We start from the raw sequence: 19,633 nt of genomic DNA, 5'->3' as shown, positions 1-19,633 counted from the left end.
TAAGCTAAAGATTCGCGTAACAAAAGCTGCTCTGTCGGTAATGTTATGCGATTTAAGATGTGCTACTATAGCTTCTATTGAGTTTACAACTGTACTTTCATTATCTACAAACCCATTATCTACAAACCGATAACGACGCTATTGTTAAATATAATTATTAAAGGGAAAGGTCTATGAGCACTGTCTGGGATAGTGTGCAGCTTGCACGACACGCCAAGCGTCCATTATTTATGGACTATGTTAATCAACTGTTTACCGAATTTGATGAGTTGCATGGCGACCGTGCTTTTGCCGATGACAAAGCCATACTTGGTGGCTTGGCTCGTTTTGACGGTATGCCAGTAATGGTAATTGGTCAACATCGTGGTCGCAGTACTCGCGAGCGTATTGCTCATAACTTTGGTATGGCCAATCCTGAAGGTTATCGCAAAGTGATTCGTTTGGTCAAAATGGCTGAGCGTTTTAATATTCCTGTGATGACCTTTGTGGATACCCAAGGCGCATATCCTGGTATCGGTGCTGAAGAACGTGGTCAAGCACAAGCCATTGCAGAAAGTATTGCGGTGTTCTCTAGCCTAAAAGTCCCTATCATTGTCACCATTATCGGTGAAGGTGGTTCAGGTGGTGCATTAGCCATTGGCGTGGGTGATAAAGTAAACATGCTGCAAAACAGTATTTACTCAGTCATCTCTCCTGAAGGTTGTGCGTCCATCTTATGGAAAACCGCTGAAAAAGCACAAGATGCTAGTGAAGCATTGAAATTAAACGCCATTAACCTATATCAAATGGGCTTAATTGATGCTGTTATTGAAGAAGGCGAAGGTGCTCACGTGCAACCTCAGCCAGTCATGACTGCACTAAAAGCACTCATTGCTGAACAGTTAGATGAACTTAAAGACTTAGATGCGCATGATCGTTGCGAGCTACGTTATGAAAAGCTAAAAACGTTTAACTCTGAAGTGATGTTGCCTGCTTAGTAATCTAATACTGTACCAACCTAATATTAAACATCACGAATACGTGGCTTTTAATATTAGATGTTGAGCTTAGTGCTAAAATAAAAACGTGTCATTTAATGGCGCGTTTTTTTGTGGCTGTTAGTATATAAAGCACCTAACGTAACTAAAAATAAGGCTGACTATGACCAGCAGTGCAATACTTTCTTACTCTATTGAGCCAGTCGCTGAATTACCCGCTGACGATAAGCTAGCTGCAGCATTATTGAGCAGTTTGGCTGAGTATGATGAACAGCTGCATGGGCGACGAATTTGGCTAGCATGTAGTGGTGGGCGTGATTCACTGGCATTAGCAGCGTTATGTGTGCAGCTCTATCGACAAGGTAAATTACCATTTTTACCGCAGCTCTTACATGTAAATCACGGCTTACAAGCAGACAGTAGCGCTTGGGCAGCCCATGTCGCTGATTGGGCAGCGGCTCAAAAAATACCGTGTTATATATTACGTGCGCAAGTGAACGGTCATGATGAACAAGCAGCACGGCAAGCTCGCTATGAGGTAATGCGCGCACATATCAATCAAGGTGATGTTTTGCTATTGGGCCATCATGCTGACGACCAAGCAGAGACCGTATTGATGCGATTGATTCAAGGTGCTGGTGTGAATGGTCTATCGGGCATGCAGCCGTGGCGCGTACAGAGACAAGGTGGGCAGCACAATATACTATGGCGGCCTTGGCTAACTATTCAGCGTGCCCGTATTAGTGCCTATGCTCAGCGTCTACAGCTGCCGTATATTGACGATCCCACCAATGACACAGGCGATAACGTGCGTAGTGGATTACGCCGTGACATCATGCCGGTATTGGCGTCATACAATCCCAATGTTATTGATAATATTGCTCGTAGCGCACAGCTACTGAGTGAAGCTCAGGCAAGTGTGAGTGCACAAGCTGCTACAGATTTGCAGCAGATAGCGGTTGCTTCATTACAGTTACCATCTGCACAGCAAGTCCTAAATATTGATGATCTGCACAAGCTACCACTGTATCGCCAACGTCAATTATTACATTATTGGCTAGGTCAAGATGAGCCATTACCACCAGCTAAGCAGCTCGTCGATGATGTGCTACTTCTAAGTCAACGTGATGACCACGACCATCAAACGGAATTCTTTTGGCAAGGTCGTAAGCAGTCCTATACTATCCGTCGTTATCGGCAGCAGCTTTATCGTCTAAGCAATAAGTGGCTGACTTGGCTACAATTGTCGCTTATCGAACAGGCGGAAATGCTACCTCAACCTTTTTCACCTGAGTTTAATGCAGCTGACGAACAACCTATCTTGACTACCTTACGTAGTGACGATAATTTCATTTGGCAGGTGCAGGTTTTGGCAAATGTAGTGGCGAGATTATTAGACCATGACCAACACGAAGCATTGCTAAAATCATCAAGAACAGCAATGTTAAAGATAGCACCGTTGGGTCGCAAGCAGCGTGTACAAACAGCACTAGCGTCACGCCCACAGTCTGGCAAAAAGCTTTACCAAACTTTGGGTATCCCCTCATGGTTACGTGATAGCTTAGTAGTAATCAGTGTGGATTTTATAGATGAGAAAATGACCGAAAATGAAAGTCCGATAGCGTTGCCTATTTTTTTGCTGTCACCTTTTGATCGTTGGGTATTAAGCGTTGATAATCTGAAAACTGACACTCCCAGTCATCAGCTCACTGACCTTATCAAAAGCAATCTAAGTCCCGAAAAAGATGCAAAAAATAGGACAGATTGATTGTAATTTATTAGATACTTCTAAGTTTAGTGGCACTGTGGTTGCCATGAATTTATCAAACGATGCTAGTAGCAGTATGGTAAACTAAATGTCATTTTGTATATGCATATGTTAGTTTGAATAACTTTGAATTTTTGTGTAGGAGACAAGTATGTCAGTATTAGATAATAAAAAAATCAGCTTTATCGGCGGCGGAAATATGGCTCAGGCCTTGATTAGCGGGCTAGTGAGCTCTGGCGTCAATCCTGAGCTTATTACCGTATCAGCACCTAGCAAAGAGACACGTGATCAGTATGACAAGCAGCAAATGAACACGGTTGATGCCAGTGAAAACCCTAAAGCTGCTGTGATTGGTGCTGACATCGTCGTACTGGCTGTTAAGCCACAAGTAATGAGACAGGTTGTTGGTGAGTTTGCTGACGCTCTAGACAATCAGCTGGTAATTTCAGTAGCAGCAGGTCTGTCGACGGATCTGTTGTCTGACATGTTGGGTGGCTATAGCAACATCGTACGCGCAATGCCAAATACACCTTCGATGATTCAAATGGGTGCAACTGGTCTATATGGTACGGATGCTATTTCAGCTGAACAAAAGCAGTTAGCAACTGCAGTCGTAGAAGCCTCAGGCTTGGTCATATGGGTTGATGATGAAGCGCATATGCATGCAGTTACGGCTGTGTCAGGCTCAGCACCTGCTTATATGTTTTACTTCATCGAGTCGATGGTTGATGGAGCCGTTGCTTTAGGTTTAGACAAAGAAAAAGCCTCAGCGCTAGCGATGCAAACCATGTTAGGTGCTGCGAAAATGGCGATGAACAGTGATGATACGCCTGCTGAATTGCGTCGTAAAGTCACCTCGCCAAAAGGTACTACTCAAGCCGCAGTAGAGTCTATGCAAGCCAATGAAATCGGCCGTCAAATCAGCGAAGCGATGAAAGCCTGCTCTGATCGCAGCCAAGCGCTTAGTGAAGAGATGAGTAAATAGTTAGAAAAACCCAAAATACGATTGCCGGTGTCCAGATGATTGTAATCTATAAATTGTCGTATTGACACCGTATCCAATTTATAGAGGGTCGACTACAATAAGTATCTGATAATGACATTCGTCATCCTAGAACCTGTTAATAACGTCACATTGAGTAGCACTTCATGAACAACATGTTATTTCAAATCTTTGATTTGGTCACCACCTTTGCGATGATGTTGGTGTTTATTCGTTTTATGCTGCAGTTTGCAGGTATGGATGCGAGCAATCCAATGATAGCCCCTGCTTATAAAGCGACCCATATTGTCGATGTTTTTGGACGTATTTTTCCAACGGTTGGTCAAGGTCGTATCAGTATTGCAGCGATTGTACTGATGTTTTTGATTCGTCTGATTGATATCTCTGGAAAGGCAGCACTGACTCATAAAGGCATTGCACCTGTACCGTTATTTTTCACTGGTACTGTCAGTTTGATTTTAGATTTTTTGCGTATGTGTCGCTACTTGGTTATTGGTTCAATTATCGTCAGCTGGATTGTCGTGTTTACGCAATCTCAGCATCCGATTATTGGCATCATTATGAATCTTGCAGAGCCAATTTTGGAGCCATTCCGCCGTATCACACCAAACATGGGTATGCTTGATTTATCACCGATGATAGCCTTTGTTGCTTTTATTCTGCTAGAAATGTTTATTGGCGGTTTGGCAGCGAGCTTCTTGCCGATGTTAGGCTAAGTTAAATTTCTTAAGCTAAAAAGTTACATTGCCAGAAATTAAAAAGTGACATTATTAGAAATACCACACAAAAGAGGCGCTCTATAAGACATAGAGCGCCTTTTTTTGTCACTGATAAAAGTCATCGGTATATAAAGGTGTCAGCAAGTTAAAATCAAATAAAACGATTGGGTATCAGTTGGGCGCGAGCATTATCAGGGTGCGGCGCATCAGCAGCACGCAGCGTTCTAGTGATCCAACTATCCGCTGCCTTGACTGCATCAACAAGTAAATCTCCCATTGCTAAACGTCCAGCGATAAAGCTAGCCAGTGAGCAGCCTGAGCCATGAAATTCGCCTTCTAGGCGCGGCAAAATGCTTTGATGTACCATTTCACCTTTTATATATAGATACTGCTCAATATCACCGCTATCAAAATCATGTGACGTTTTTACCAATATAGCATGAGTACCTTGAGCACATAGCTTCTGCGCGCCGATATGCAAGTCCTGCTCACCGCTTAATGCACGAAGCTCGTGCGTATTCGGTGTGATTAGAGTGGCGTAGGGGAGAAGCGCTTTAAATGCCGTTACTAAGGTTTGTTCATCGCCTAGACTGCCACCGCTATTGGCAACCAATACTGGGTCTAATACAAACGGTGTCTCAGCAGCGATAACTTGCTCAGCAAACAACTGGGTCAACATCGCAATATTATCAGTCGTACCAAGCATACCTGATTTGATAACGCTAACAGGCAGATCATCGAGCACTGCTGTCGCTTGGTCTTTTACCAAGTTCGCGGCACAAGCCTCAAAGCCAAATACTTGTTGCGAGTTTTGTACGGTGATGGCAGTACAGGCAATGGCGGCATGAGCACCTGCTTGGCCAACGGCTTCAATATCGGCTTGCAATCCAGCACCACCGGAGGGATCCAATCCTGAAAAGCAAAGAACCACTGGTCGCATAACACTTCCTTTGATATATTTTAAAATGAATAATAAATACTATAGCCATCCACTGCTGAAAAAGCCATAGTAGGTGAGAGATTGTATCGTTGAGTTCAAATAATTTCGATACAAGGAAACCGAGTGCAAGTTATACATTAGTGTGCTTAGCAAGGATGACGATGTAGCGGATTGATATGGATTGGACTATATATTGAAAATTAATGCATCGATCAAATATACCGATAAATAGTAATTAACCGCACATTGATTGGCTTAGACCTCATTCTTGCTAGTTTTTAGAGATACTTTACTCGTTAAAAAAGGCATAAGACGATATAAACAAATAAATATCATAAAAATTGCATTAAATAGTTAGACAATGCTTGCAATTCTTTTTGGTTTTGCTATAATCATCGCCCACGGGATAAGACGTATTATCAGCAATAATACTATTTTTTAGAACTTAAAAAGTCTTACGTCGTTTGGTGAAGTGGGTGAGTGGCTGAAACCAGTTCCCTGCTAAGGAACCATACGTTTGCGCGTATCGAGGGTTCGAATCCCTCCTTCACCTCCATTTATAGTGTTGTTTTTAGAGTAACATCGCAAAAATTAGTTGTTGGTTTTTATAAGTTAAAAATTAATTATATTTTAATGAATAAAGATGTTGACACAAGCGATATTATCTATATAATGACCAACCTAATTTACTGTAATTGTTATTAACAACGCAGTGGATGATGTGCAAAATACGCGCCTGTAGCTCAGTTGGATAGAGCACTTGGCTACGAACTAAGGGGTCGGGAGTTCGAATCTCTCCAGGCGCACCATTTGCATACTAGCTTATTATATAAGCTAAAGAAGTACCTAAAATAATCGCCTGTCTTATGACAATTTGGCGGTTTTTTTATGTCTGTTACTTTTGTCTTAATACTTCCTGCCTTGATTACATGCATGACCAGATAGCATCTGAGGATAATGTACGATACAACCGTGAATTACGGTACAATGGAGCCATTATTCACTGCTTGCTATGAGCTTGTACCATGTCAAAAAGTTTATCTAAACGCATATCCAAAGCAACTACCAAATCAAAGCCTCAACGTAATGCTCCTATGCAGCAAACACCTGATGAAGAGCCAACGATCGCTAAGCCCACTACACGTGTGGTGGCGGTACTCTACGATGGCATGTTGATTTTGGCATTATTGTTTCTAGTGGGAACGATACTGACCGTAATTGGCACATTGCTGACCATGAATACAGGTACAGACTCTTCTCAAGCACAGTCCTTGCCTACTTGGTACCAGAACGTCATTATGACGCCGTCATTTGTACTGACGCTAGTGGCGTTCTATGGATTGTTTTGGCGTCGTGGTGGGCAGACACTGGGTATGCAAACTTGGCGATTAAAAACCGTGAATAACTCAGGTCACTTATTGACATGGGGACAGTCATTTAAGCGTATTTTGGCGGCATGTTTGATGCCATTGCTGTTTGGTATTATTGGTAGCTTAATCGGTGGATCACGTGCGATATTATTGACCAGCGCCTTATTAGGTTGGGTTTTTAATTACGCTTTTTGTTTGTTTAATCGTCGCGGCTTAGCAGTGCAAGATATGTTATCTAATACCATAACCCTAAAAATGCCAAAAGTCGCACACGAAGGGTTATGGCGTGGTTTTAGAAACCGCAAGCAGTCGCAAAATAAACCGTAATATTTATAGCTACGTGCTACGTGCTATGTACTGGTACGTGCGAGCAATCACGTCAACACTTTATAAGTTGACGGTTTGAATCAGCCATCCGGTATAGCCCACAAAAAATAGCATTAACATGGCACCAGAGGTCCGTCCAAATGATCGATTGGTGACAAAAGCAAATCCACAAAGTACCACCAGTAATACCGTAATCAGGCCCATGGCCATCACGTCACGTGAAAAAATCACTGGGTTTACGGTGATAGGGGCAATGACGGTTGCCAAGCCAACCACGGCAAGGGTATTAAAAATATTAGAACCAATAATATTGCCCAGCGCCATGTCATGTTCACCTTTACGAGCAGCAGATAAGCTAGAGACCAGCTCAGGTAATGAGGTGCCAACTGCAACAATCGTCAATCCAATGATCAACTCACTTAATCCCCAAAATGTTGCGACTTCAACTGCGCCCCAAACAATGGCTCTTGAACTGGCAACCAACATTAACATGCCCAAAAACAAACTGCCCAAGCCTCTTATTACACTCGGCTCTTCGTGGTTTGTACTCGCATTATCATCTGTTATGACATCTTCATCATGTTCATGATTGCCTTCTCGAATGCTCAATACGATTTGAGTGGCCAATACCAATACCAATAGTACCAATAGCACAATACCATCCGCTTGGCTGAGTGAGCCGTCACGCAGCTGCCATGCTGCAACAGCCGTAATCATCAGTAAGATAGGCAAGTCACGCTTGACGATGGCCTTACGGATGATAATAGGGCTTATTATTACGGTTGCACCCAGTACCAACGCAATATTAATAATATTAGAGCCATAAGCGTTACCGAGTGCCAACTCAGGGCTGTCTTCTAACGCTGCTAGTACCGATACCACCATCTCAGGTGCTGACGTACCAATACCCAGAATAAGCACACCAATCAAAAAACTGGGTACTCGAAACTTTTGTGCCAATGCTGTCGCGCCATCGATAAAAACATCAGCGCTCCAAACTAAAATTGCTAGACCAATCAAAATTGCAATGACTGCCAACCACATTTAGATAACTCCTTCGTTAGGGATAAAAATAGATATTGGGTTTTGAATACGCTTACATCATATAAAAATGGCATAAAAAAAAGCTGAATCACAATCTGGATTCAGCTTCGATATAAGTACAAGTATTTTAATGGGATTTTGACAACTACAGCAACTGTATGATTAGGTATTTACTCATACTTTATGTAACAAGCTTTTTAGTGATTTTCTTAAGCCACTTGTACAGGAATGATGTTTGCTGTGTCTTTCACGGTGTTGTCTTCATTACAGTAGACCAGTTTTGGCTGATAAGTTTCTGCTTCAACCTCATCAAAATGAGCATAGGCACAAATAATCACGATATCGCCCAAATCGGCCATATGAGCAGCAGCACCATTCAATGAGATAATGCCTGAACCTGCTTCAGCACGAATCGCATAAGTGCGAAACCGTTTGCCATTGGTAACGTTATAGATATCGATAGATTCATTTTCGCGCAGACCTGCAAGGTCTAATAAATCGCCATCAATACCGCAAGAGCCTTCATAGTGAAGCTCTGCATGTGTGACGCGGGCACGGTGCAATTTGCATTTAAGCATATTAAGTAGCATGGATTGCTTCCTTAGCGTGATGAAAGTAATAAGTTAATGGGGGCAAATCTACCTAAAAAAAGGCAGTATTACCCAAACCCGTAGCTGAATGAACAGTTGTAGGTAAGTTGTTGATTAACTGGGCAGAATTGGGATCAAAATACATCTGCCAGAATAGGCGGTATCATACCGTGTTATTCGGGTAGTTTGAAACCGTTTATCTGAGAACGCGCGCGTTCAATATCGCCATCTAGCAGTAATGGTAATGCTTCAAAAGCAGCAGTTAAGGCGCTGTCGATACCAATTTGCTCATCAGGAGAGGCTTTTGAAAGGACATGTCCACTAACTTTAGACTTATGACCAGGATGACCAATACCCACGCGTAGACGATGAAAATCGCTACCAATATGCGGCGTAATATCACGCAAGCCATTGTGACCACCGTGGCCACCACCTGTTTTTAATTTAATGCTGCCAGCAGGAATATCGAGCTCGTCATGAGCAATGAGCAACTGATCATTATCAATGCCATAAAAATTCACCATTGGCACAACCGACTCACCAGACTTATTCATAAAAGTGAGAGGCATCAATAAGCGCACATCATGCCCATGAATTTGCCCACGTCCTGTGACACCATGGAATTTTTTGTCAGGGCTCAGGTCAATATTGAACTGCTGGGCCAAATGATGGACGAACCAAAATCCTGCATTATGACGCGTAAACATATACTGCTGACCAGGATTACCAAGACCGACAATAAGCTTTATGGCCATAAAAACATCCTGCTTGAGTTTAATAAATGAGTGGTAAGGCTTGGGTATCAAAGTGTCGAATTATAGACGTATCGAATAAAAAATATTACTTTTATACCCAAACCGTACTTACAAAAACAGCAGGAGATATTCATCACCTGCTGTTTTTTTGACTAAGCGCACCAGTAACTATATAACAAACAATAGATCGCTATATAGAGTTTGGTTATTACTCGCCGTCTTTCTTGTCTTCAGACTGTTCAGTAGCAGGTACTTCAGCTGCGTCAACTTCTTCAGCATCTGCATCAACTTCTTCAACTGTCGGTGGTAGCATGTTAGCGATAGTACGGTCATGGCCGTCTTCTAGCTCAAGCTCGTTGATAACAACGCCTTCAGGAAGTTTGATGTCTGATAAACGAAGCAAATCACCGATTTCCATACCAGATACGTCTATTTCTAGATACTCAGGTAGTAGTGATGGAATGCAAGAGATTTCGATATCAGATACTAGCGTTGACAAAACACCAGCTTTTGCTGTGCCTGGCGCTTCTTCTTTACCAGCAAAATGAACAGGAACGTTCATAGTGATTTTTTGACCTTTCACAACGCGCTGGAAATCAGCATGCATTGGGAAGCCTTTAGCTGGATGGCGTTGCAAATCTTTGATAACTGCTTGATGCTCTACGCCGTCAACATTGATGGTCAAGATGTGTGAGAAGAACGCTTCAAATTCAAGCGATTTTACCAACTCGTTGATTTTGATAGAGATAGAGGTAGGCTCTTCGTTGCCACCATAGATAATAGCAGGAACTAGATTCTGCTTACGTAGGCGGCGGCTCGCACCTTTACCTTGTTGTTCAGCAGAACGATCAACTGCGTTTAGCTCAAAATGGTTAATGCTCATGGATGTAATCCTATAAAAAGAATGATGAAGTGTCTGGTCATAAAAAAGTGGATTTGCGACCAATCCACTAATACGTGATGATAGCTAAGTATTATTAGTGATAGTTACTATCAAAAACTCTACGCTTAGCCATTTGCTTGTCATAACGATTTTTATGATAGTTATTATCATGGTCGTCGTTACTCACAGCATGATCAGCACTTTCGATAATGCCAACCTGATTGAATAAAACAAACGGGCGGCACAGGCGCGCATTATACGTGATTTTGTAGTAATAATAAAGACCTACGAAAAAGGGCTGTGTAAAATTATTAAGCAAAAAATAGCGCCAAGTAATGAAACTTGACGCTATTTTTATAACGAGCACTACTGCTTAAATGTTAGCCATCAAACATTGCACTAATAGATTCTTCGTTATTAATACGGCGTAGACTTTCAGCCAGCATTGGCGCGATGCTTACTTGGCGAATTTTGCTACATGCTTTTGCCGCATCAGACAATGGAATCGTATCAGTCACAACCAGCTCATCTAACGCAGATTCGCTGATGTTTTTCAATGCATTACCAGATAGAACAGGGTGAGTGATGTAAGCTAACACGCGACGTGCACCGTTTGCTTTCAATGCTTCAGCGGCTTTACATAATGTACCTGCAGTATCAACCATATCATCAACAATCACACAATCACGGTCACGAACGTCGCCGATGATGTGCATTACTTGTGATTCGTTGGCACGAGCACGGCGCTTATCAATAATTGCCATGTCGGTATCACCCAACTGCTTGGCCATGGCGCGTGCACGCACAACACCACCAACATCAGGTGAAACAACCATGATGTTGTCATAATCTTGTTTTTGTAGGTCGTTCAATAGCACAGGCGTGCCGTAGATGTTGTCTACAGGAATATCGAAGAAGCCTTGAATTTGATCTGAGTGCAAATCAACCGTCATTACACGGTCAATACTGACGATGTTTAGCATATCAGCGACGACTTTAGCAGAGATAGGTACACGAGCTGAGCGTGGACGACGATCTTGACGAGCATAACCAAAATAAGGCATGACAGCCGTGATGCGACCAGCACTAGAGCGACGCAAGGCGTCAGCCATCATCATGATTTCCATCAAGTTGTCATTGGTCGGTGCACAAGTAGGCTGCATGATAAACACGTCTTTACCGCGCACGTGCTCTTTGATTTCCACGGCAATTTCGCCATCAGAAAAACGCGTGATGTCAGCTTTACCAAGAGGTATGTGAAGATGATCGGCTACGGTTTTTGCTAATTCTGGGTGGGCATTGCCCGTAAAAATCGCCAAATAAGGCATGACAGAAGTCCTATTGATTGACTCAAGCAGAGACCGCTAAGCAGTGTCAAACTGCTCAAATTCAGAAAAGAGTGGTGAAAAGTTTTGATGAATACTATTACAGTAAAAAATGGCAGGGGTAGCTGGACTCGAACCAACGGATGTCAGGATCAAAACCTGATGCCTTACCAACTTGGCTATACCCCTGTAATGTCTAGGCTGTGTACGTCCGATTTCTAGCAGTAACTTTTAATAATTGTTACTTCTAGAATGGCGTTACGACCTTTCAGTTATCTACAAAACGGATGAACCGTTTGATATCTAACTTTTCCCTAGCGGCGTTCATTGCGAACTATACCGAAACTGGGATGGCGTTGTCAATGGTAATACCATAAGTGACGATTTATAATTCACTTATAATGTATACATATCAAACACTTCGAACTTAAAAATGGCAGGGGTAGCTGGACTCGAACCAACGGATGTCAGGATCAAAACCTGATGCCTTACCAACTTGGCTATACCCCTATTGAGGCGACCTATTATAAGTAAATTTTCAGATTTTGCAAGTCATTTGCGCCTTTTTATGGCTTTTATTCGTAATGAGTTGATGTTTAGGTGAGTTTGGTAGTTCTATGGTGAAAATGTTGACCGTAATTATTTAAAGGTAGTTGGGGTGTCGGTTGATTTTACTGTGCGACATGGGTAAGCCAACAGTAGTTTTAATTTATATCTATATATGAGGACTATAGCTATAATAAATTCTGTTAGAACTTATGTTTACAGATGATTTTATGGCTACAATATCAATTTTTATACTGGGTGTAGTTGCTTTTCTTTTATTTGCAGCAATGCTGTGGTATTTTTTTAAAACCATTGGTGTGATTTGGAGATATAACTCTTTACTCGCAGTTACGGCAGTATTATTCAGCCCTATTGTTCAGGTTGTTTTTTATTTTATGCCTAAAGATGAATTTGATAAACATGAAGTAGAGTTGTTTAAGAAATACTTTTTATCGATTGGATTAGTTTCCTTATTAGGAGTTTTCGCGGCTGTAGTTATACCAGATATCAGCTCTCAGAAAAATTTTAGTGTTTATGAGATAGAGAACTTGGATTTTGACGAGGTTGAAAGTTTAGCCAACCAAGGAAATTCATCGGCTCAAGCCCATCTTGGATCAATGTACGATATAGGTGAAGATGTACCTAAAGATTATAATAAGGCTGCTTATTGGTATGAAAAGGCAGCCGAACAGGAAGAAGCTATAGCTCAAATAGGTCTTGCGATGAAGTATTCTAGTGGTGAAGGTGTTCGTCAAGATAGTACAAAAGCAGCTGAGTTATTTGAGAAAGCAGCTGAACAAGGATTTAGCGATGCTCAACATAATATTGGTGTAATGTACAGTGAGGGCGTGGGTGTTCGTCAAAACTATAATACAGCATTTAAATGGCATGAAAAAGCTGCTAATCAAGGATTGGATGAGTCAATGCTTAGCCTTGCATGGATGTATTATAAAGGTGAGGGTGTTCGTCAAGATAATGCACAAGCAAAAGAGTGGTATGGAAAAGCTTGCGATAATGGAAACCAGATGGGCTGTGATAATTACAGATCAAAAAACTAACAAAAGATCCTATAAAAAATACTTACAGCTTGGGCGATGCGTACAGTCCTTACTCTAACCAAATGTATTAAAGCTTGACCAGCTATAAACTCCCAACCACGTATCCTGCACAAGGCGCACCTTCAACCCATTTTGCCAAAAGCGCTTTGTCAGTAGTCACGCTTGCATCCAAAGGCAAGAACACTGCGCTACCAGAGCCAGTCATTCGTGCTGTACCCATCGCTTGCTGCTCTAACCCTTCTAAATAACGTAAAGCCTCTTTAACAGCAGGTGCGAGACTCGTCACCACAGGCGTAAAAACATTGTGATAGGGCGTAATAAGAGTCTGCAAATAATCATTGGACTGGTTTTTAATGGTTTCAATCGATAGGGGAGCGATATTCCGCTGTAGTTTCGGATGCGCGAACAGCTTTGCGGTATTCACATGAGCATCAGGTGTCAACATTAAATATTGATGTTCTGGTAAATCAATGGCGGTCAGTTCCTCACCAATACCCATCGCAATCGCATCTTGCCCAAAGATAAATATGGGCACATCAGCGCCCACTTTTGCACCGATTTTTATAAGCTCGTCACGAGTAAAGCCAAGCTGCCAAATCTCATTTAATACCAATACGGTGGTGGCAGCATTAGAGGAGCCACCACCCAATCCTGCGCCCATTGGTAAATGTTTATCTAAAGTGATATTCACTGATGCTAACTGCTTAGGTAGCTTGTCTGACTGTATGACTGATGCTAGCAACGCGCGTGCCGCTTTAAAGATTAAATTGTCTTCTACGCTAGCAGTAATAGCCTCTGCGCCAGCCAATATCAGTAGCTGATGACAAAGCTTATTAGCATCTGATTTACCATCATCCATATAAATTACGGCATCATCGGTCACCGAAAAATGTAAATAATCGCCCCAATCAAGCAAGCGAAAGACCGTTTGCAAATTGTGATACCCATCAGCGCGCTTACCCGTAATATGCAAAAACAAATTAATCTTTGCAGGTGATAAGCGCATGATAGTAGAGGCAGACGATGCGGCGATATTTTTAATCATAATGTACAGTCATAAATTTTTCAGCCGTAAATGGCTAGCTTAGTAAGCAATGGTGGCTTTATGAATAATTGCTCTAAATAGTGAGTGATGGGTTAGTGATTGATTGTCATCACAACCTTGTTGCCTTGAGGTTGCACAGCGCTGATTTTACTCGGTAGCTTATCAGTGCCCTTATATGTGAAGCTAGCAGTCCATTCACCGTTAACTGAGCTGATTAAGCGCTTTTGGGCATCCATTTCTGGTGCACTATCTGAAGGTGCTGGGCGACCAGATATCCAGTAAGGCATTTGTGAAATTGGAGCTTGCCAACCAGTTGCTTTTTTCAATAAAGTCTCAGGATCGTTGGCTGTCAATGACCCTGTTTTTTCACTGACTAGCGTGGCGGTTTGACCATCATATTCGATATTGGTTTTGCCGATACCTAGCGCGCCAATCAGTTCGATAGCAAAGCGGTCGTCTTGTTGTCCCCACGCATAAAAGGCACTACCACCTTGGGCTTCTGCCGTATCATTAGCGGGTGTAGTAACACCAATCTTTCCAGTGATATTAAAGCTCTCAAGCTTTTGCGGTTGTTCTTGTATAGTCGTAGTAGGTTGGTTGGTAGCACTCGCTGTTTTTAGTGACTGGCAACCAGACGTTATCACGAGCGCTGCTGCCATGGCCGTGAATAGAGTGACTTTGTTAAGCTTATAAGAAGTGGTTACTGCTGACATGATGTTTCCCCAATAATGAACAAATTTACAAAGATATTAGCTTAAGTGTTATTTGTTACTCAGTTATGCGTGGCTGTTAGCTTCTTATAAGTGCCTTGTAATTAAGTGCTCTGTAATCGTAGAACTGCTTTGCTTACTATCAAGATATTTTATTGACCTTGTCTTTAATACAGCTGTATGCGGTCATTGATATTATGCTGTCCGAATGAAAAGCGTTTCTGCAAGTCTGTGAGTAGTGTCTCGACTCTTTCATTATTGCCTAAGCCTTGATACGCACGCAGCAGTAAAGCACCTGAACGTAGCGTAGGCAACACGTCATAAGGTGTCTGTAGGTAGTCGATCACTTGCTGGTAGTTTTTGTTAGCCAGCGCATTGCTTGCTAGGATATTGAGTGCTTGTAGATGTAGCTCATTATCGTAACGTGGGTCATCATAGTGAATTTTAATGATAGCTGTTGCAAGCGCGAGGCCTTGCTCAGAGCTGCGTTCGTTGGCCAGTAGTAGTTGTGCATAACTGAGCTTATAAGACAGATTGCTAGGATCTAAGGCCTGCAAATGGTTGAGCAGTGGCCGTTTTACGATATAGTCTTCTTTGTCATCGAGGAGCTGGGCACGTGCAAACAAGAGCATTTCACTATCCGGATAATTACGCGTAGCTTTCGTTAATAGACTCAGTGCTTCGTCAGGTTTGTTTTGCTGCCATAAGATATCGGCTTGCATCACAAACGTGTCAGGTGCAAATACTTCAAAGTCTTTGCGCAGCTTTTCTAAGACTGACATTGCCGCCTTGGTATTGTTATTGAGTAATTCAAATGCGACGACTTTTCTACGAGCTTCTAGCACCAAGTCTTCTTGCATAACGCCATTGAGATAGGTTTTGGCTTGTTCAAATTTCTGCTGGCGCTCGGCACTGATACCGAGGTAGTAATAAGCCTGATTAAGATAAGCGGGTGTCTTTGCCAGCATATTGAGTAACTGATCGGCATTATCATATTTTTCGATATCCAAGCTCACTAATGCTGCTAGCAAGGTAATCTCGGCATCATCATTAAAATGCTTATGTGCTTTTAGTAATAACTCCCACGCTTCTTGGCTTTGCTTTAAATCCAACAAATAGCGGATTTCATACAAGTACAGGTTCTTACTGTCTGGATTACGCAGTCGTGCTTGGCTGACATAATTGATCACTGTCTCAGCAGTAACGATTTTGCGCAATATATCAGCCTTTAGGGTAATAAAGGGCACATAGTCTGGTTGGCGTTCTAAAGCACGGTTGATATGGATAATGGCATTTTCAGGCTCATTAAACTGGTAAAGCAGGCCTGCTTTTAATACGGACAATGAAGCATTTTGCTCGCTATCTAGCGGCTGTAGCGCGGCAAGTAATTCGCGCTTATCTTCATCATCGTTTGGATAGATACCGATAAGGATTTCGCTTAGGTCTGCTCTAGGGTCGTAACGCAAGATACGATTCAATGTCTCGCCAGCTAGCAAGTAGTCGTGTGCTCGTAGCGCCAAATGCGCCACATAAAACCAAGCAGGCACGTGATCGGGGTTTTGGTCTTGCCATGTTTTGGCAAACTGTAATGAATCCTCGACCCGTTCGTTACGCAAAGATAAACTAAGCGCGCGCTCAAAGACTGCCGTTGCATCCTCTTTAAAAGATTGCTGCTTGTAGATAGTAATCGCGCGTCTTTTGTCATCACGATCCGCTGCAAATTCTGCATCTAGCAGCGCATATAAACTGGGCTCTTCGAGCTCAGATTGCCATAAGCTCGCTGGGGCTAGGCCGTCAATATTGGCAACCTTTCCTGTGGGCTGTATGCTTGTACGAATGGTTGTTGTAGTATGGCTCGTCGCGTGGTTATTTGATGCATCGTTGCTGTGTGAACTGTCATCTGCGATAGTTGCTGATACGTTGGGTTCGTTTGTCTGTAATGGGATATCAGAAGGGTTTGCGTATACAGAAGAAGATCCTAGGCACAGACAAACAGCCAACGATAATGTTAGCTTATAGTGTTGCCATAGACGTTCAATAATGTCATGCCATAAAGCATGAAGGTTAGATTGGGCGTCATGCGCAAGTTTTGATCGAAGTAATGACCCGAAAAAAATCATAGATAACCGTATTTGCCCATTATTTATCTATATTGATAAATAGGGCGTGTTTGATATTCGATCATGGCACTGATAGCAACTATTTTTTAGACAGTTCGACGTTAAAAATAGTAAGTTTAGCAATCAGCGGTGCCTATTTGTGAATATCAAACATGCCCTAAGCTATGTTTTAATTATTTTAAACTAAATGTTGGTAACGAGTACCTATAACAAACATTATAAGAGTAGATAGCTGGTATAAACAATAGTGACCGTGTTACTCAGATAGTGACATTAACCATTCTATAGTCAAGTCCATATAAATCCGCTACATCGTCATCCTCGCTAAGCATACTAATGTATAACTTGCACTCGGTTTCCTTGTATCGAAATTATATTGAACCGACTATATTAATAGCTATTCGGGAAAGCATAGTCCTCTAACCATTTATGCCGATAATTTATAATCAATATTGGTCGGAATATTATGAAAATATAACAAGTTAATGCAAAGTAAGCGAATGATTTGTGACAGTTTTTAAACGTTTGCTCAAATTCAAACATTGGATTTACCAATCGTATGAGCAGTTGATTTGTGACACGCGTGCCCAGATACAAGCAGCCAGTTACAAGCATATAGGTATCATCGGTAGGCGAGTGTTAATTAAAGCTAGCAATAATGATATAATAAGCGGTTTTCAGATTATTTCTTTTAACACTGTCGTCCCAAACTGTCTTTTAAAAATAATAAGATAGAGCGGTTGGCAGATGAGCATCATTTTTATGGTCTATCAATAATGAGATTAGTGGTCATTGGGGTCAATCACAAAACTGCACCAGTCGCTCTACGAGAGCGCTTGGCGCTAGTCGGTGACGATGTGAATGTCGCGCTCAAACAGTTGGAAGCGTTCACAGATGGCAGTGTGATTGTCTCTACCTGTAACCGGACTGAGATTTATGCCCTAGTGCCACAAAGCTTAGCATCGCAAATCTCAGTACCACACACCTCAGCATCGCCAGATTCACAGTTGTCAGAATCCCAAACGGCTGAGTCTACTGGGCAGGAAGTGGCTAGTAATGACTTTAGCAGCAGTAGTAAACTCTCCTCTGCCGCTATCAGTGCTCACATTGTCAAAATCAAAAGCTGGCTGGCCACATTCAAGCAGCTGTCACTTTCTGAGATTGACTCGTACCTCTATGTGCATCGTGATACGCATGCTTTGACCCATTGGCTCAGAGTCGCTGCAGGGCTAGACTCTATGATATTGGGCGAGCCGCAGATACTCGGTCAAATCAAGCGCTCGGTACACCTTTCACAAGAGCAAAAAGTGTTGAGTAATCAGCTTGGCTGGGTCGTTGATCAAGTGTTTGCGGCTGCCAAGCGTGTGCGTAATGAGACCAAAGTTGGTGCACAAGCGGTATCGCTCAGCTTTGCAGCGGCGAAATTAGTCACTCAAATATTTGATGATTTACCCAGTCGTACATTGTTGGTCGTAGCAGCAGGTGAGATGAACCGATTGGTCGCGACGCACATTGCTGGGCTTGGGGTCGGGCGGGTCATCATTTGTAATCGTAATCCTGAACGAGCAGAGGCATTAGCGGCTGAGCTGCGCAATCCCAATCGCCGTGTAGAAGTCAGAACGTTGCAAGAGCTGCCACAGGTGTTGGCAGAAGCTGATATTGTCAGTAGCTGTAGTGGTAGCATGGATTTATTGATTGATAAAACCATGACTTTGCAGGCGCTCAAGCGTCGGCGCTATCAGCCAATGCTGATGATTGACTTGGCTGTACCGCGCGATATTGACTCGACCATTAGCCGTATAGATGATATCTATCTGTATTCTGTCGATGATTTACAACACGTGATTGCTGGTAACATCGAACAGCGCAGGCAAGCAGCGGTAGATGCGGAGCTACTGGTCAGCCAACTGGTCGTTGAGATGGATCGTCGTTATCAAGTGCGCCAAGTCGGTAAAGACATTGAGCAGTATCGTGCACGTACTCAGGAGCAAGTAGACAAACTACTGCATGACTCTATCGCTCAGTTACAGCAAAGTGATGCCAGTCCTGAAGATATCCTCACTGAGCTGTCACGACGTCTGACCCAGAAACTCACACATGCACCATCGAAGCTGATGCGCAAGGCTGCCCGTGAAGGTGACAGTGAACTATTAGACTTTGTGGTAGCAGGCTTGCAAGAGTCACATCGCGGCCGTTAATAGTCGCCATTCATTGATCAAAAAACCGTAAATTCGCCAGTGCACGCATTGCGCGAACATATCGTTGTCAACCTGCATTATCAGTGCTAATATCGAGCTGTCATAAGCATATTAAGCGATGATAATCTGTCGGGATACGCTAGCCATTATTCTATAAACGCCTTAGCTCATTTATGCTGGCTCAGTATCTATTCATGTCACGCATCATCCGCGACCATTGTAATGAGTCTACCACTGCGTAGCATTTATATCAGT

At 42.6% G+C, this 19,633-nt stretch carries 16 protein-coding genes and 4 tRNA genes; 9 read left to right on the top strand and 11 right to left on the bottom strand.

Translation table 11 applies throughout. The features are described 5' to 3' along the window. The first annotated feature begins 173 nt into the window (after positions 1–173). The 4 genes from DFP82_RS01535 to DFP82_RS01520 all read left to right on the top strand — a co-directional run bounded on the left by DFP82_RS01535 (position 174) and on the right by DFP82_RS01520 (position 4,464). The gene (locus DFP82_RS01535) at positions 174–977 is read left to right on the top strand and encodes an acetyl-CoA carboxylase carboxyltransferase subunit alpha (RefSeq protein WP_110921958.1); all 804 of its coding nucleotides are present in this window, start codon (positions 174–176) and stop codon (positions 975–977) included. A 163-nt stretch (positions 978–1,140) separates the two neighbouring features. Further along, on the top strand, positions 1,141–2,745 hold the full coding sequence (gene tilS, locus DFP82_RS01530) for a tRNA lysidine(34) synthetase TilS (protein ID WP_110921957.1): 1,605 nt from the start codon (positions 1,141–1,143) through the stop codon (positions 2,743–2,745). A 151-nt stretch (positions 2,746–2,896) separates the two neighbouring features. Beyond that, positions 2,897–3,730: a pyrroline-5-carboxylate reductase gene (proC, locus tag DFP82_RS01525; protein WP_110921956.1), complete on the top strand. Its 834-nt coding sequence runs from the start codon at positions 2,897–2,899 to the stop codon at positions 3,728–3,730. 164 nt (positions 3,731–3,894) lie between these two features. Further along, positions 3,895–4,464, top strand: coding sequence for a YggT family protein (locus tag DFP82_RS01520; RefSeq protein ID WP_110921955.1), 570 nt, complete (start codon positions 3,895–3,897; stop codon positions 4,462–4,464). A 154-nt stretch (positions 4,465–4,618) separates the two neighbouring features. On the opposite strand, the gene DFP82_RS01515 is transcribed toward DFP82_RS01520, so the two are convergent. Next, positions 4,619–5,407, bottom strand: a complete 789-nt coding sequence (locus DFP82_RS01515) for a hydroxymethylpyrimidine/phosphomethylpyrimidine kinase (RefSeq protein ID WP_110921954.1) — start codon at positions 5,405–5,407, stop codon at positions 4,619–4,621. Positions 5,408–5,873: 466 nt separating this feature from the next. Here DFP82_RS01515 and DFP82_RS01510 point away from each other — a divergent pair. The 3 genes from DFP82_RS01510 (at position 5,874) to DFP82_RS01500 (ending at position 7,104) form a co-directional block, all read left to right on the top strand. Next, a tRNA-Ser gene (locus DFP82_RS01510) sits at positions 5,874–5,963 on the top strand. Positions 5,964–6,139: 176 nt separating this feature from the next. Further along, positions 6,140–6,216 (top strand) — tRNA-Arg (locus DFP82_RS01505). Between the two features lie 216 nt (positions 6,217–6,432). Then, positions 6,433–7,104 (top strand): RDD family protein, encoded by a 672-nt coding sequence (locus DFP82_RS01500; protein WP_110921953.1) that lies wholly within the window; start codon positions 6,433–6,435, stop codon positions 7,102–7,104. A 60-nt stretch (positions 7,105–7,164) separates the two neighbouring features. Here the strand turns inward: DFP82_RS01500 and DFP82_RS01495 are convergent, their stop codons facing one another. The 7 genes from DFP82_RS01495 to DFP82_RS01460 form a co-directional block, all read right to left on the bottom strand. Continuing rightward, positions 7,165–8,148, bottom strand: coding sequence for a calcium/sodium antiporter (locus tag DFP82_RS01495; RefSeq protein ID WP_110921952.1), 984 nt, complete (start codon positions 8,146–8,148; stop codon positions 7,165–7,167). 209 nt (positions 8,149–8,357) lie between these two features. Then, positions 8,358–8,738, bottom strand: a complete 381-nt coding sequence (panD, locus tag DFP82_RS01490; RefSeq protein WP_025651868.1) for an aspartate 1-decarboxylase — start codon at positions 8,736–8,738, stop codon at positions 8,358–8,360. Between the two features lie 173 nt (positions 8,739–8,911). Further along, entirely contained in the window at positions 8,912–9,493 is a 582-nt protein-coding gene (gene pth / locus DFP82_RS01485; protein WP_110921951.1) for an aminoacyl-tRNA hydrolase, read from the bottom strand. 208 nt (positions 9,494–9,701) lie between these two features. Further along, a complete protein-coding gene (locus DFP82_RS01480; protein WP_110921950.1) occupies positions 9,702–10,376 on the bottom strand; it encodes a 50S ribosomal protein L25/general stress protein Ctc in 675 nt (224 codons plus the stop codon). A 380-nt stretch (positions 10,377–10,756) separates the two neighbouring features. After that, on the bottom strand, positions 10,757–11,704 hold the full coding sequence (locus tag DFP82_RS01470) for a ribose-phosphate pyrophosphokinase (RefSeq protein WP_110921948.1): 948 nt from the start codon (positions 11,702–11,704) through the stop codon (positions 10,757–10,759). A gap of 110 nt (positions 11,705–11,814) precedes the next feature. After that, positions 11,815–11,890 (bottom strand) — tRNA-Gln (locus DFP82_RS01465). Positions 11,891–12,135: 245 nt separating this feature from the next. Next, positions 12,136–12,211, bottom strand: a tRNA-Gln gene (locus DFP82_RS01460). A gap of 248 nt (positions 12,212–12,459) precedes the next feature. Here DFP82_RS01460 and DFP82_RS01455 point away from each other — a divergent pair. Continuing rightward, positions 12,460–13,305, top strand: coding sequence for a tetratricopeptide repeat protein (locus tag DFP82_RS01455; protein ID WP_220034706.1), 846 nt, complete (start codon positions 12,460–12,462; stop codon positions 13,303–13,305). Positions 13,306–13,387: 82 nt separating this feature from the next. On the opposite strand, the gene ispE is transcribed toward DFP82_RS01455, so the two are convergent. The 3 genes from ispE to DFP82_RS01440 form a co-directional block, all read right to left on the bottom strand. Then, the gene (gene ispE, locus DFP82_RS01450) at positions 13,388–14,350 is read right to left on the bottom strand and encodes a 4-(cytidine 5'-diphospho)-2-C-methyl-D-erythritol kinase (RefSeq protein WP_110921947.1); all 963 of its coding nucleotides are present in this window, start codon (positions 14,348–14,350) and stop codon (positions 13,388–13,390) included. 92 nt (positions 14,351–14,442) lie between these two features. Beyond that, positions 14,443–15,063 carry a lipoprotein insertase outer membrane protein LolB gene (gene lolB, locus DFP82_RS01445; protein WP_110921946.1) on the bottom strand — a complete coding sequence of 207 codons (621 nt, stop codon included), beginning with the start codon at positions 15,061–15,063 and terminating at the stop codon, positions 14,443–14,445. Between the two features lie 164 nt (positions 15,064–15,227). Next, on the bottom strand, positions 15,228–17,180 hold the full coding sequence (locus DFP82_RS01440; RefSeq protein ID WP_110921945.1) for a tetratricopeptide repeat protein: 1,953 nt from the start codon (positions 17,178–17,180) through the stop codon (positions 15,228–15,230). A gap of 776 nt (positions 17,181–17,956) precedes the next feature. Between DFP82_RS01440 and hemA the strand changes: the two genes are divergently transcribed. Beyond that, positions 17,957–19,378, top strand: coding sequence for a glutamyl-tRNA reductase (gene hemA, locus DFP82_RS01435; protein ID WP_110922214.1), 1,422 nt, complete (start codon positions 17,957–17,959; stop codon positions 19,376–19,378). Positions 19,379–19,633: the final 255 nt, after the last annotated feature.

This window comes from Psychrobacter fozii (genome assembly GCF_003217155.1).
GTDB classification, from domain to species: Bacteria; Pseudomonadota; Gammaproteobacteria; order Pseudomonadales; family Moraxellaceae; genus Psychrobacter; species Psychrobacter fozii.
Note: the sequence above shows the minus strand (reverse complement) of the source record. Positions and strands in the feature narration are given on the sequence as shown.

Coding starts and splice junctions, on each gene's coding strand:
- lolB (WP_110921946.1), bottom strand. CDS start 15,063: ATGTCAGCAGTAACCACTTCTTATAAGCTTAACAAAGTCACTCTATTC.
- DFP82_RS01515 (WP_110921954.1), bottom strand. CDS start 5,407: ATGCGACCAGTGGTTCTTTGCTTTTCAGGATTGGATCCCTCCGGTGGT.
- DFP82_RS01470 (WP_110921948.1), bottom strand. CDS start 11,704: ATGCCTTATTTGGCGATTTTTACGGGCAATGCCCACCCAGAATTAGCA.
- DFP82_RS01520 (WP_110921955.1), top strand. CDS start 3,895: ATGAACAACATGTTATTTCAAATCTTTGATTTGGTCACCACCTTTGCG.
- panD (WP_025651868.1), bottom strand. CDS start 8,738: ATGCTACTTAATATGCTTAAATGCAAATTGCACCGTGCCCGCGTCACA.
- DFP82_RS01440 (WP_110921945.1), bottom strand. CDS start 17,180: ATGATTTTTTTCGGGTCATTACTTCGATCAAAACTTGCGCATGACGCC.
- pth (WP_110921951.1), bottom strand. CDS start 9,493: ATGGCCATAAAGCTTATTGTCGGTCTTGGTAATCCTGGTCAGCAGTAT.
- DFP82_RS01500 (WP_110921953.1), top strand. CDS start 6,433: ATGTCAAAAAGTTTATCTAAACGCATATCCAAAGCAACTACCAAATCA.
- DFP82_RS01535 (WP_110921958.1), top strand. CDS start 174: ATGAGCACTGTCTGGGATAGTGTGCAGCTTGCACGACACGCCAAGCGT.
- DFP82_RS01455 (WP_220034706.1), top strand. CDS start 12,460: ATGTTTACAGATGATTTTATGGCTACAATATCAATTTTTATACTGGGT.
- DFP82_RS01495 (WP_110921952.1), bottom strand. CDS start 8,148: ATGTGGTTGGCAGTCATTGCAATTTTGATTGGTCTAGCAATTTTAGTT.
- hemA (WP_110922214.1), top strand. CDS start 17,957: ATGAGATTAGTGGTCATTGGGGTCAATCACAAAACTGCACCAGTCGCT.
- ispE (WP_110921947.1), bottom strand. CDS start 14,350: ATGATTAAAAATATCGCCGCATCGTCTGCCTCTACTATCATGCGCTTA.
- DFP82_RS01480 (WP_110921950.1), bottom strand. CDS start 10,376: ATGAGCATTAACCATTTTGAGCTAAACGCAGTTGATCGTTCTGCTGAA.
- tilS (WP_110921957.1), top strand. CDS start 1,141: ATGACCAGCAGTGCAATACTTTCTTACTCTATTGAGCCAGTCGCTGAA.
- proC (WP_110921956.1), top strand. CDS start 2,897: ATGTCAGTATTAGATAATAAAAAAATCAGCTTTATCGGCGGCGGAAAT.